The sequence below is a fragment of the Pseudomonas umsongensis genome (genome assembly GCF_002236105.1).
GTDB classification, from domain to species: domain Bacteria; phylum Pseudomonadota; class Gammaproteobacteria; order Pseudomonadales; family Pseudomonadaceae; genus Aquipseudomonas; species Aquipseudomonas umsongensis.
The window spans coordinates 1176415-1189961 of sequence record NZ_NIWU01000002.1 but is presented as its reverse complement, the minus strand read 5'-3'; the positions used below and the strand labels follow the sequence as shown (position 1 = coordinate 1189961).

At 49.3% G+C, this 13547-nt stretch carries 10 protein-coding genes; 6 read left to right on the top strand and 4 right to left on the bottom strand.

The window, feature by feature from the left end; translation table 11 throughout:
- Positions 1-9 precede the first annotated feature (9 nt).
- Together PSUM_RS15855 and PSUM_RS15850 are read left to right on the top strand one after the other, a co-directional pair.
- Positions 10-1197: a polysaccharide pyruvyl transferase family protein gene (locus PSUM_RS15855; RefSeq protein ID WP_083348534.1), complete on the top strand. Its 1188-nt coding sequence runs from the start codon at positions 10-12 to the stop codon at positions 1195-1197.
- A gap of 94 nt (positions 1198-1291) precedes the next feature.
- Entirely contained in the window at positions 1292-3709 is a 2418-nt protein-coding gene (locus tag PSUM_RS15850) for a glycosyltransferase (protein WP_083348533.1), read from the top strand.
- A gap of 72 nt (positions 3710-3781) precedes the next feature.
- On the opposite strand, the gene PSUM_RS32635 is transcribed toward PSUM_RS15850, so the two are convergent.
- Entirely contained in the window at positions 3782-3970 is a 189-nt protein-coding gene (locus PSUM_RS32635; RefSeq protein ID WP_414896144.1) for an acyltransferase, read from the bottom strand.
- A 575-nt stretch (positions 3971-4545) separates the two neighbouring features.
- On the opposite strand from PSUM_RS32635, the gene galE reads away from it, so the two are divergent.
- The 3 genes from galE to kdsB all read left to right on the top strand — a co-directional run bounded on the left by galE (position 4546) and on the right by kdsB (position 7788).
- Positions 4546-5562, top strand: a complete 1017-nt coding sequence (gene galE, locus PSUM_RS15845; RefSeq protein ID WP_083348532.1) for a UDP-glucose 4-epimerase GalE — start codon at positions 4546-4548, stop codon at positions 5560-5562.
- A 65-nt stretch (positions 5563-5627) separates the two neighbouring features.
- Positions 5628-6470: a 3-deoxy-8-phosphooctulonate synthase gene (gene kdsA, locus PSUM_RS15840; RefSeq protein WP_083348531.1), complete on the top strand. Its 843-nt coding sequence runs from the start codon at positions 5628-5630 to the stop codon at positions 6468-6470.
- A 31-nt stretch (positions 6471-6501) separates the two neighbouring features.
- Positions 6502-7788 (top strand): 3-deoxy-manno-octulosonate cytidylyltransferase, encoded by a 1287-nt coding sequence (gene kdsB, locus PSUM_RS15835; RefSeq protein ID WP_083348530.1) that lies wholly within the window; start codon positions 6502-6504, stop codon positions 7786-7788.
- A 1654-nt stretch (positions 7789-9442) separates the two neighbouring features.
- Here kdsB and PSUM_RS15825 read toward each other — a convergent pair.
- Positions 9443-9934 (bottom strand): CatB-related O-acetyltransferase, encoded by a 492-nt coding sequence (locus PSUM_RS15825; RefSeq protein ID WP_162276362.1) that lies wholly within the window; start codon positions 9932-9934, stop codon positions 9443-9445.
- A gap of 692 nt (positions 9935-10626) precedes the next feature.
- Positions 10627-11562: a KpsF/GutQ family sugar-phosphate isomerase gene (locus PSUM_RS15820; RefSeq protein ID WP_083348528.1), complete on the bottom strand. Its 936-nt coding sequence runs from the start codon at positions 11560-11562 to the stop codon at positions 10627-10629.
- Here PSUM_RS15820 and PSUM_RS15815 point away from each other — a divergent pair.
- Positions 11561-12847: a phosphotransferase family protein gene (locus PSUM_RS15815; RefSeq protein WP_231989900.1), complete on the top strand. Its 1287-nt coding sequence runs from the start codon at positions 11561-11563 to the stop codon at positions 12845-12847. The genes PSUM_RS15820 and PSUM_RS15815 overlap by 2 nt on opposite strands.
- 119 nt (positions 12848-12966) lie before the next feature.
- On the opposite strand, the gene PSUM_RS15810 is transcribed toward PSUM_RS15815, so the two are convergent.
- Positions 12967-13269: a DUF6124 family protein gene (locus PSUM_RS15810; RefSeq protein WP_083348526.1), complete on the bottom strand. Its 303-nt coding sequence runs from the start codon at positions 13267-13269 to the stop codon at positions 12967-12969.
- Between the last annotated feature and the right edge of the window lie 278 nt (positions 13270-13547).

Sequence of the window (13547 nt, the reverse complement as noted above, 5' to 3'; positions counted from 1 at the left end):
GAGAACTTTATGCGCATTGCTTTTTCCAGAATTTCCGGTACTAGCACCCCTCCAATGCAGGCACTCCCTTTCCAGACAGGAGTTCCACTTTCAGCGGGAAATACTCTACGCGAACACCTGAAATTCTCCGATCTTGTTGGCAACAACGGCAATATGATTCACCGTTCCGCCATGATTCAAATGCTTGATTTCAATCGAAGCCAATCAAGTCAAATCGACCTATTCCGCTTCATTAAGTCTTACGGGTCACCAGAGCTGGCAGCCCAAGCGCTCAATGAAAACTTCGATGGCTTGATGATCACGATGTCCAACATCCTGCGTGGTGATGCAACCGAGCCAGGTATTGCGGAGCTCATTGAGAATCTTACGATTAAGGTTTGGTGCGTCGGGATCGGTTTGCAAGATACACTTCCCACCGGCGAACCAGATTCAATCGACATTAGCATTTTGAACCTTCTAAAAGTACTCGACAAGAAGGCCGAACTATTTGGGGTGCGAGGAGAGAACAGCCTTGAGTGGGTAAAAAGCATAGGAATCAAGAATGCTGCCGCTATCGGCTGCCCTAGCATGTTTGCATATCCGAAAAACGTACTATCAATCAAACCCCCGAAAGATCTCAACAAAATCTTGACTGCTGGCCATCTCGCGTTAAGCACCTACAAAAAAAGCCGCGGACATAAGCTAATGCGCGCTTTCCGCAATAAGAGTGCTGATTATGTATTTCAAGGCGAGCTCAAACAGTTCGCGGAAATACTCGACACTCCTGATTCTTTCAACGAAGCACTGCAACAACCTAGCTCCCTACTCATAAACCAACAAATCGAACAAAAAACAGGTGAAACATCACCGTTTGAAAAGTACTACTCGTTTGTTGATTGCGGCTCTTGGAGACAAGCGTGCAGTCAATATGACGTGTACGTAGGCGAGCGCATCCACGGTGGTGTCGCCGCAATTCAAGCAGGCGTACCAGCTCTTATATGCTTCGCGGACGCCCGCATTGAAGAGTTGACCGGCTTTCACGGTATCACCTCATGCTCCCTGGATTATCTGGATAGCGTGGGCGTGGAAGACGCAGTAAGAGAAAAACTGACAGACGAATCTATTGGTATTTTCCATGAGATCTATCGTCATCGTTTGAATAACTTTGAACGAGCAATCAAAGATAGCAACCTAAAACTCAACAACCGAATCTCCTAAACGCACACTTCCTGTGAATAAATTGAATACAATAGCCGAGATACCTAATCCGACCCTGACAGTAATAATCCCGCTACGCCTAACAGAACAGCGCATGGATTTGCTGGACAGAATCAATTACTACCAACTGGACTCCGAACTACCTCCAGAGGTAGATTTTATCGTCATTGATGACGGCTCACCTGACAAGCTCTATCAAGAAATCCAGAAGAAAGCGAGCGATAGAACTACGGTTTACAGGACCGGAGCAAAACCGTTCCAAGATTTCAGCTTGGCGAGAGCGCGAAACTTTGCAGCGCAAAGAGCGAAAGGTCAGTTCTTGATGTTTCTTGATGCAGACTTGGTTCCCTATCCAGGCTTCTTCAAGGATATTCTGAGAGAAATACACGTATCAGACTTGAAAAATCAAGTTGATCAATTTCTCATGTTGCCCGTGATTTACCTCACAGATCTCGGCTTTGATAACATGCAAAAAATGGCGCCCGCTCACTGGCGCCCGTATTTTATTAACTCTATGCTGAAAAACAACAGCGAAGAGATTGAAAAATTTTCTTCGGGTACATCTGTAGTTGTACTCGACCGGCATTATTACCTCTCGCGAGGCGGGCAAGACGAGCAATTCGAAGGCTGGGGTTTCGAGGACTACGAATTTGCAACAAGACTAATTCGAAAGGTCCGAAAATTCCCTCTTCCAAGTAACTGGCTATCTATGGCCGGCAACTTCATGAAAATAAACAAATATGATGGTTGGAAAGCAACGTATCGCTTGTATGGCGATTGGATGGCTGCCAAAGGCATCTATATGTTTCACTCACCTCATCCTATCGAAGTAAAATATCATCGACGCAAAGATATCAACTTGCGATATCTACAGCATCGAATGGCAGACTTTGTTAAAACTGGCGTAGAACACGACCCCTTGCCTGCTCTAGAGCACGGCAAAACCCTGCTCATGCGTAGAAACCCGTTTAGTTGCCAGAGAGAGTTTGCTCCTTTCTTGGGAGAAATTGTCCAAACAACCGAGTTTGAGTTTGAGAATGAAGAGTACTTCAGCGAATTCCTTCAAGACCAAGGCATTGATAGAGTTGTCTTCGGCAATCCGTACAGCAACGAAAAACTGCTAAGCCTCTATCAGTGGTGCAAGAATACTGGATTCCCGTTCATTGTATCCGAACGTGGCGCGTTGCCAGGCGCGGTATACCATGACCGCAGTGGTTTTCTGAATGACAGCGCCAACTACAAAGAAGACCGCTGGAACTTTAATCTAGACAGCAAAGATCACGATGAAATAACCTCTTATATTGAGGAAGTCAAAGAAGGCAAAGAAAATCTTGAGCGTCAATCAGATCGAGTTGATACGTTCGTACTGCGCCAACGCCTAGGTATAAAGCCAGGTCAAAAAGTTCTTTTTGTCCCATTCCAACAACCAAATGACACCGTTATTCGCTATTTTTCCGGCCCAATAGAGAGCTATGAAAATTTCCATGCGAAAATCTGTTCACTCGTGGAAGAGCTCGGACCTGACTGGAAAATCTTATATAAAAAACATCCCGTTGAAGACGATATTTCCGAAATTCCGGGTGCAATAGCAGTTCATGATGTAAACCTTCACGACTTGCTAGATTTATGCCACAGCGTCGCACTGATAAACTCGGGGACTGGTTTGTATGCGATGATGTACGGCAAACCTTTATATGTCTTTGGTAACTCTTGGTACGCAAGCGAAGGACTTTGTGTAACAGTTAGCAACCCCGATGAAGCCGCCAATTTAATAAAAGCAGGCTTTGAAGTGGACTACGAAAAGGTTCTTCGCTTTGTCAAATACTTACGCTTCGACTTTTACTCTTTTGGCGAAATGGTGACACGTCGCGCACGCTATGAAGATGGCACTCCTATCACCGCCACCACAGAAATCAATTATTACGAAATACGTGGCTTTACTGAAAACACCCGAAAACTGCAAAGAAAACCAGCTATAATCCCGACTACTAGCCCTTTGTTCGATAGATACAAAGGTGGAAGTGGTCAAATCATTCATGGCAATACAACTAGCGTCGCGGCCAATACAGCACCAAAGGTTGTGAGTAAAGCCCCTGAATCTAAACCCACTGCACCCAACAGTACGACTGCACCCAACACTACAACTGCACCCAACAGTACGACTGCACCGATTACGCCTATCGCAACAGATGTCGCAGTTGTACGTTCCTATAGCTATGATGAATCCATTAAATATGGCACAGAATGCTATCAAAAAGGAACCTTTGCAGAGTCTGCGAAACACTTTGACCGTGCCGTTGAATTAAATTCTGCTCACCTCAAAACACTTCGAATGGCAGCAGAGGCTCATATATCAGCCGGCAGCAAAGATGTAGCAATCATTTATTTGACTCAGGCATCGAAGATTGCACCAGAAAATAAGAATGTAGCTAAACGCTTAAATGGATTGACGGCTCCAGCATGGCGCCGCACTTTTACTTTCAGTTCTCCATTTCCAGTATCAATGACCTGACAGTAAATTAATTACCCCGCCTCAATCAGTAGGCGGGGTAATATTCAGCTTAGGATTACGCTCTTTAAAATTTCACCCCAGATGCTCTCTATCCCAAGTGACGCCAGATCTGACGATTCGTATTGGATTACCAGAAATATCCCCATTACCTTGTTGGAAGGTCCCAGAAACCACTGACCTAGTACCAACAATGGAATTTTCCCCAATGCGAGCACCTTTCAGAATGGAAACATGCGCAGCCAGCCAGACATGATCATCAATGATACGTCGGCAGCATAGTTAATACGCCCCCATCCAAATCCATGATTGGGTGACTATCCGTACTCCGAATTTCTACACCGTTAGAAAACATGCAATCTTTTCCAATAGCAACCTTTGTACCCTCGTTGCAAATAATCCTCGCACCACCCTGTATTTTCACCAATTACAAAACTATTACAAACCCCTTTCTTTACCAGTACATGACCGAAAAATCGCACCCCAACCTCAAGCCTTATAACGCTATTACTAGATGAGATCTTTATCACTAGACATTTCATAATAACGCCGGATGAAACTTCTATTTTGTTATTGTCGCCAGTGATTACAATTTTATTTTGACTTACAAATCTTGCGCCTTCCGTACAAATGAAACTATCTATATCAGAGTCACATAAAATTAAATCAATCACAACATCCTCTCAAAAGTCAGCTCCATTGAAAGCCAGCATCTGGAAGCGCGCAACGCGTTCAGATCAATCCACTATACATTTTTTCCAGATACACCTACCTGCTGCTTTCACTAGCATCTACTCTCACAGCCACTCACGGCATTAGCCACACCAGAGGTTAAACGCATGAAAAGAATTCTTGTCACCGGCGGTGCCGGCTATATCGGTTCACACACCTGTGTCGAACTTATGAACGCAGGCCATGAAGTTTTCATCTACGACAACTTTTCAAATAGCTCTCCTATTGCAATTGAAAGAGTTGAGAAAATCACTGGGAAAGCCATTAGATTTATTCAAGGTGACATTCTTGACCAATATCTTTTAGAGAATACAATAAAAGCAAGTAATTGCGACACAGTAATACATTTCGCGGGTTTAAAATCCGTAGGAGAATCGGTCAAACAACCGATAAATTACTATGAAAACAATGTAGTCGGAACGCTGACACTATTAAAAGCAATGACTAACTGCAACATAAATAAATTAGTTTTTAGTTCGTCAGCAACTGTTTACGGCAACCCTAAATTTCTTCCGCTTACAGAAGACCACCCTCTATCCGCAACCAACCCTTACGGCAACTCAAAACTGATCATAGAAGACATTCTGCGTGACATACACATCTCATCACCCGATTGGAGCATAACAATACTCCGCTACTTCAATCCCGTTGGCGCGCATTCTAGTGGCTTGATCGGAGAAGACCCAAGAGGCATCCCTAACAACCTGATGCCATATGTTGCACAAGTCGCAATAGGTAGACTCGCAGAACTAACAGTATTCGGAAATGACTATGATACAGCAGATGGTACAGGCGTAAGAGACTACATACACGTCTCAGATCTTGCTAAAGGTCACCTGAAGGCAATTGAGCAAATTGGCATGCCTCAGTGCTCTGAAATCAATTTGGGCACAGGTGTCGGATATAGCGTAATTGACGTAATCAATGCGTTCAAGCGCGCCTCCAATCGAGATATCCCATTCCGTTTCGCAGAGCGACGAAATGGTGACATCGCTACATGTTTTGCAGATCCAAAGCTTGCAAAAGAAATTTTGGGATGGGAAGCCGAACTCGGAATAAAAGAAATGTGTAATGATCACTGGGCGTGGCAGCACAAAAACCCTGAAGGGTACGGCGTGGTTTGATATTGATCCGTACGTGATATCTACATATCTCTTCAGCACTCATTAACTTACTAAACGTAGAAATAATGATTAAAATTAATAATGATATCTCTTGCTCCAACACCGCCCCCTTCGTCCTTTTTGGCGGCATCAACGTCCTCGAGTCCCTCGACTTGGCTCTGACCGCATGCGCCGAGTACGTTCGTGTCACCGAAAAACTGGGCATTCCTTACGTCTTCAAGGCCAGCTTCGACAAAGCCAACCGTTCCTCCATCCACTCCTATCGTGGCCCTGGCATGGAAGAAGGTCTGCGTATTTTCGAAGCAGTCAAGGCTGAATTCGGCGTACCGGTGATTACCGATGTTCACGAGATTTATCAGTGTGCACCTGTCGCCGAAGTGGTCGACGTATTGCAACTGCCTGCATTCCTGGCTCGCCAGACCGACTTGGTAATGGCCTTGGCCAAAACTGGCAAGCCAGTGAACATCAAGAAACCTCAGTTCCTGAGCCCATCGCAAGTGCAGAACATCGTGCACAAGTTCAAGGAAGCCGGTAACGACCAGTTGATCCTGTGCGACCGCGGCACATGCCTGGGTTACGACAACCTGGTAGTGGACATGCTGGGCTTCGGCGTGATGAAGCGTACCTGCGCGAACCTGCCGATCATTTTCGACGTGACGCACGCTCTGCAACAACGTGATCCGTCGGGCGCTGCATCGGGTGGTCGCCGTGAGCAGGTGGTTGAATTGGCCCGCGCCGGCATGGGTGTTGGCCTGGCTGGTCTGTTCCTGGAAGCTCACCCGAACCCGGATCAAGCCAAGTGCGACGGCCCAAGCGCCCTGCCACTGGATCAACTGGAGCCGTTCCTGGCGCAGATCAAGGCACTGGATGACTTGGTCAAATCGTTCCCGCCACTGAACATTGCATGAAGCCAAATCTTTTGAAACAAGGATTGTGAACATGGCAAGTACAGAACAACGGGTCGCGATTGTCATTCCGGCTCGCTACGGCTCGACCCGCCTGCCGGGCAAGCCGCTGGCTGATATTGCCGGCAAACCGATGGTGCAACACGTTTACGAACGCGCCCTGCAAGTAGCCAATTCTCATGTGGTGGTTATCGCCACTGACGACGAACGCGTTGCAAAAGCGGTGCAGGCGTTCGGTGGGGAATGCGTCATGACCTCGCCGGATCACCCATCAGGCACCGACCGCCTGGCAGAAGTCATGGTGCAGATCGATGCGGACATTTACATCAATCTGCAAGGCGATGAACCACTGGTGCGTCCAGCGGACATCGAGGCGCTGGCTGCAGGCATGCTCGCTGATGCAAACGTAAAGGTTGGTACTTTGTGCCACCCGATCGAAGCGCACGAAGCCGGCAACCCCAACACCGTGAAAGTGGTGCTGGCCAATAACGGTAATGCGTTGTACTTCAGCCGTTCGCCGATTCCTTACCCACGGGACGGCGAAGTCGCTCACTACCTCAAGCATGTCGGTGTCTACGGCTACCGTCGCGATGTGCTGGCCGACTACAGCAGCCTGCCACAGCCGATGCTGGAGCATGCGGAGAAGCTGGAGCAACTGAGGCTCATGGCCGCGGGTTACTGCATTCGGGCGTACCAGGTCGAACCAACCGGCCCGGGTGTAGATACACCTGAGTGCCTGGAGCAAGTGCGGGCGCTGATGAGCGGCCAAACTCCTGCCCCACGACCAACTCTCAACGACATTCGCCTGGTGATCACCGATGTGGATGGCGTGCTCACCGACGGCGGCATCTATTACGACGCCACGGGCGAATGCCTGAAACGCTTCCATGTGCGTGATGGCATGGGCATGCGGCTGCTGGAAGAAAACGGCGTGCGGGTGGCTGTGTTGTCCGGGCGTGATTCGGCAACGCTGCGCAAGCGCGTGGCTGATCTGGGCATTACCCTTTGCCAGTTCGGTGTAAAGGACAAGCTGGTGGCCTGTAACCAGTTGATAGCGGAAGCCGGTGTTGCTGCCGCACAAACGGCGTGCATTGGTGACGATTGCATTGATCTCCCGGCCTTTGCAGCGTGCGCCTTGTCGTTTGCCGTAGCGGATGCGCCGGTGTATGTGAAAGCGGCGGCCACCCATGTGCTGAATGCGGTGGGAGGTACCGGCGCGTTCCGTGAAGTGGCGGACAGTATTCTGTTTGCTCAGGGCAAGGATGCGGTACTGGGCACTGCGGCGGGTTATGCGCAGGTAATGGCGAAGATGGCACAATAAGAACAAAAAACGTTTAAAGGATAACGAGACCGAAGTTGGTCCCCGTTGTCCTTTGCTCAGATTAAATGTCATGCAATCGGTACATAAATCCCACATTTGTAGTCATCACTTATCCCCCGATGCTGTTCGCCCGATTCTTTTCCGAAGCCAGCAGCGCATGATACGTTTCAACGCACAAGCCTAAAGATTTTATCTTTACCCCAAACCCATCCACTTCCGAAAATCGACGACCTCGGAGCTCTGGTCGAACTGAACATCATGGCCGCGCCTCTTGACCCGTTGCTTTTCGAGCTCCTCTCAATAATCCCTGAAACCGAGAGAATGTTTTGTCTTAGGAGCGTAACGGCTTTTATCGTTGGCTAAAGCGGCTAAAGCGGCTAAAGCGGCTGAAGCCTGAGCATTTCATAAAATTTCCGGATTGTTCGGATGAAGCCACCGCACTGCCGGTTCAAGAACTCTACTGTTTATTGGACGGTTATCATTTGTTGCACTACTGTCCACATCAAGTTTTGACGCCTCGATTTATCTCGTGCTCCGGTAAAATCTAGGCATAGTTTAATGCCCAAAGCCCTTTCTAACGACTCTGTTTTGCTCAAGCATCTGCCTGAGAAGATGCTGAGCGAGAGCGAGTCGGATAAGGGCAAGATCGTTCATCTGGAAGAAGAAAAAGCGCCGCCTTTCGGGCTAAATCAGAACAGACAGCCGGCCCCACGCCCCCGTAAACTTCCTTATTTAACGAAACTGAATCGTTGCCGAGCCTGTCGAAGAGACTTGAAGACGAGGCCTTAGCGCCGTCCAGGCGATGGGGCAAACGCAAGCATCTTCCCGCCGATCTACCACTAATTCATGATCTGCTCGATCACGAACTGACCTGCAGTTGAAGTCGCAGTCGCAGTTGAGCGAGAGTCAAAAGAAGGGCATTTAGCATCATCACGAAAGCCGACAGTAGAGCATCATGCCGGTATTGGCACAGTCAAATACATGACTGGAGAACACCCAACCTCAGTGACGACTCAAATTACACTGGGCAAAACCATTAGCTACCGGAGTACCATCTGTATAAAGTAGGTGCGCTACACCGAAATCAGTTACTGCCCGATCGACAACAGTGCGACAGAGGGTGCGATAAGCCCCTTCGGTATGGGAAGCTGAAATTAGATACTCAACGACACTTACAATAACGCGATGGCGAGCGCTGAGTTATATCGTTTGGCCGAGACAACTAAAGCCAATGACCAAGAATTCTATGCGTGGTTGCGCCACACATGATCGCCTGCCATAAGTTTCCAGCCTAATTGACTTCGAGGCAAAGCTGCAAACTCAAAAATACTCACAGCCCCCAGATGTAACATGCGAACTCATGGAGCGCTTACTAAATTCTAGTATCAGCGTTATTTAAAACGATGCCTTCGCTAGAGGAATTTTTGGGAGGACTTTAACCATTCAGGCGCTCGCCACTTCAGCCAAAGAGGATAATCGCCCCCGCCAAACGCCATTTACCCATCGACGACAACACACAACTTATAAGCTTTTAGATTCATCGAAGCTGAATTTTTATTACCCACTCAAAGTTAATTCTTCACTACCCCCCAAAAAAAACCAACCAAACAAAGCCACCAACAATACCAAAAAACATAGCAACAAACAGACCATTTCAAATTAACTCAATAATCGAATCTCGAGTTAATCTAATCCTTTTGTACTGTCGCGGAAACAGCATTTTTTTAATTATTTTCTCCTCAATAATATCAATAGCTTCTTCTGGCTTATCGAAAGGCACTCCGGCCAAATCATTAGCATCGAATCGCCACCACTTAATTTTAAGTAACCGCTCGATCAATATTTCGGAGAAGCGATAGCGGATGACCTTGGCTGGAACGCCAGCAACTATAGCATACGGAGGAACATCTTTAGTAATGACTGCACCTGCGGCTAAAATAGCGCCATGGCCAATTTCTACGCCCGGCAAAATTGTAACATTAGCTCCGATCCAGACATCGTGGCCTATACCCACATGAGTTGACTGCTCAGGGGTATATTTGAGAAATCCCTCATCGGGATTCTCTAACCAGCGTTTAGCACTGGCTCCCGCATATTGAAATGGGTGAGTCGAAAGCCAATCAATAGGATGAGTTCCGTCCCCCACCGTTAGGCCAGGAGCGATCGAACAATATCGACCAATCCTCTTCAAACCTCGACCGATTCTTGCTGGCCCCCTTATATACGTATAACACCCGATCTTTCCTGCGAGATCTAGGTGGCAGTTGAACCCTATAGGGGCTTCGATGTCTATTTTCGCACCTCGACCTATGGAGGCATTCTCCCCAAATGAAATTCGATGCGCCTTAAGTTGCCGTAGAAGATCCGCGTCCAAATTGCCACCCCCAATTACATAGCTTCAGTTATAATTTTCTACTGCCATATAAATATTACACGCCTTACAACTTACACTCCTTAACCCTTACGCCTCGCAAGGCTGCAAGATCACAACAACACTAATATTCTTTACAATTAGTACCAAAGTATAGAGAACCATTGAGCACTAACGAGTTTTTTTCCAATCAATTGAGACAGCCTGTTAGCACACAGCCCCCTGCTCGCCCGCTAAATCAGTCGCATACAGCCACCCTGCAACTACTGACAAGCTTTTTTATAGCACCGCTGACGATTGGTGGAGGGAAGGGGGCCAAGCCCCCTAGCCTGATTGAAATTTGAGCACCTTCTTTTATTGGTAATACTAACCCCTAATAACACCAAACAAATACAGAGAGCGCTTCCGTACTCCGTTGACTGAGATTAGCTACTGGATACAGTATTTGAAATATTACTGAAAACGCCTCAGTCAAAAATCTCAACAACTCCCACCACTTCATCACCTTCATCCGCCGTAACCGGCAACGCCCGAATTTTGTGCTCCAACATATAAACCTCTGCCTCGGATAACTGAGTTGAAGCCTTTACGGTGTGTGGATTCGGCGTCAGAAATGTCTCGACGTTTTCATTCACAACACCCGGGTTGTCTAGCAACGCACGGCGCAGGTCGCCGTCGGTGACGATGCCGACAAGTTTGTCGTTGTCCATGACCAAGGCGAGCCCCAGGCGGCTGGAGGTCATGACCAACAAGCAGTCGTGAAATGAAGTGGCGCGGGAGACTTTGGGAATGTTGGTATGCATCACGTCGTTGACGCGAGTGAGAAGTTTGCGGCCGAGGCTGCCACCGGGGTGGTAGCGCGCGAAGTCCATCGGTTTGAAGTCGAGGGCACTGATCAGAGCCACAGCCAAGGCATCGCCCATGGCCATGGTGGCCAACGTGGAGGTAGTGGGTGCCAGGTTGTTCGGGCAAACCTCGCGCTCAACCGAGATGTCGAGCCAGATGTCGGCGTGCTTGGCCAAGGTAGACTGGCCGTTACCGGTCATTGCAATGATCTTATTGCCGAATGACTTCAGACTAGGGATCAGCTTGATGACTTCTTCGGTTTCGCCACTGTAGGAAATCAAGATCAGCACATCGATCGGTTTGAGCATGCCTAGGTCGCCGTGGAAGGCTTCGGCTGGATGCAGGAATAGGCTTGGAGTGCCAGTGGAGGCAAAGGTGGCAACCATTTTCTGGCCGATCAACCCAGATTTACCCATGCCGCATACCGCTGCACGACCTTTGCAACTGAGGATCAGTTCGACCGCACGCTGGAATTCGCCATCCAGGCGCTCCGCCAACTGGCTGATGGCTTGCGCCTGGGCGCTGAGGGCTTCTTTGGCTATTGGAAGGTGATTCATGGGGGGACCTTATCGTTCCTTGATTTTGAAGGCGCGTATGGTAACGGCTCAACACCGGTCAGGGAACGTAGATAGTCTTCCGTATGTAGGAAATTTCCTAGGAACAGGCCGTTGCGCGCCAGATAATTGGCAATCAACGGGCGGAATCCGTACTATCGCGCCTCGTCTGAACCGGGGAGACAAAGGTTCGGGCGTGCTTTCGAGTGGTCGTAGACAGTTGGAAATCATGGATATCGAATCAAAGCGACATGGAATGTTTGACCGCGAAAATGTGTTCTGGTGGGGCCGTGGCACCCTTGAAAAACGCTTGAGCCATGTGCTCGGCCACCCTCTGGATGAATACAGCATCACGACCCGGGACCTTGAGTCCAATGCCTCGTTCGTCGACTACGTACGCCATCATCACCTGACTCACCAACCTAGCGGCGCGACGCTGGAAGTGGTGGAAAAGTCGATCCGCAAGTTGCTGTTCATTTCCAGCCTGGAGTCGCGTTTTTATCGTGAGCGCGGAGCGTTGGCGGGCGGCGTGCACTTCAAGCATCCAGGGTGCCTAGGGGTTATTGAAACTCCCCGAGAAAGCCTGATCTTCACGCGCTTCGTCAAAGGACGGGCGCCGGGGATGGTGAAGATTGCGCCGCAGATTGCCCAGGGCATTGCGGAAATCGAAAAACTGTCCCATCAGTACCTGCAACTTGCCAACTGGCGGCGACAGTATCGGTTCTGGGAAATGGATTATTTTCGGCCTTGGTATCTGCTGCGCTGGCGTTTCAATTTTGTCCGCTACCTGCCCTCTCTCAAGGAATTGCCTGCCGACGATGTGCGATTTCAAGGCCTGGCGGAGCGCTTGCGGCGCTTGCAGCCGGCGCTTCGTCGTGCCCAGTCCCGCGCCCGTGACACCCAGCGTTGTTTTTGCCATATGGATTACCTGGCCAAGAACTTCTTTGTCTCGCCTGAGGGCTTGCAGATGATCGACTGGAGCGAGGTGAAGATCGGCCGGATCGGTTTCGATGGTGGCGCTTACCTGAGTGCGGTCTTCCGTCAAGGTGAAATGGCACGATTTGCCAAGGTTCGCAGCGAATTCTTGAACGCTTATGTCGAGGCGCTGGATGAGCGATTCGACCAGCAGAGCGCGTTGCGCAATGTGGATTACTTTTTCTTACAGAACGCGCTGTGGCATTTCTTGAGGCCCAAGACCATTGCTGACTATCAGCGACGGGGCAAGCTGGATCTGTTGCATGAGAAGTATGAGTACTTGTTGGCGCTGCCTTTGAATTCGGATCGTTAGGCGAGTCGATACACAGGATCTTTGTTTGAGGTGAGGACGCCTCGCTGGCAAGCCAGCTCCTACAGGGGGGGCTTGGTTGATGAGAGGGCGTCTTCATGCCGGAGGATTTGCGAGCGTGATTACTCTTGCGGATCGAGATTATCCAGCGCCCGATTCACCGCCATATCGGCCAGCATGATCACTTGCTGAATACCCAACAACATACTGCGCTGCGGCCCATCCACGAATGTTGCGAAATCACTGGCCATAACACTGGCGGACGCCAGGGATTCGCAAGCGTGTGCCAGCAGCGTTTCGGTGTCGATGCCTGGGGCGATGTAGAACATCGTGCTTGGATTGTGGGGCGCGAGGGATTTGAGGATCGCGGGTTTGAGATGCGGGTCGATTTCTGATTCGGGGGGATTAGGGGAAGGTTTGGGCATTGTGGAACTCCGTTTGGTGATTGGAGCTGCCCCATCCGTTTCCAGACGAAGGGGTGGCAGCTGTACGCAGGCTGGAAACACGGGCAAACGGCAACCCGGTAGACACTGAGGTCTCCCGCGCACAGCCGCCATAACGGAGTGCACACATTAAAAGCGCGCAATCATACGTTATGAGGGGCGCTTTGGCGCCGTTTACACTTCGGGGTTTCCAGTCCCGGCCGCTGATTTGACAGCGGCGGACAAAGGCTAGAGATGCCGCTTCCGAGGGACAACCTGAA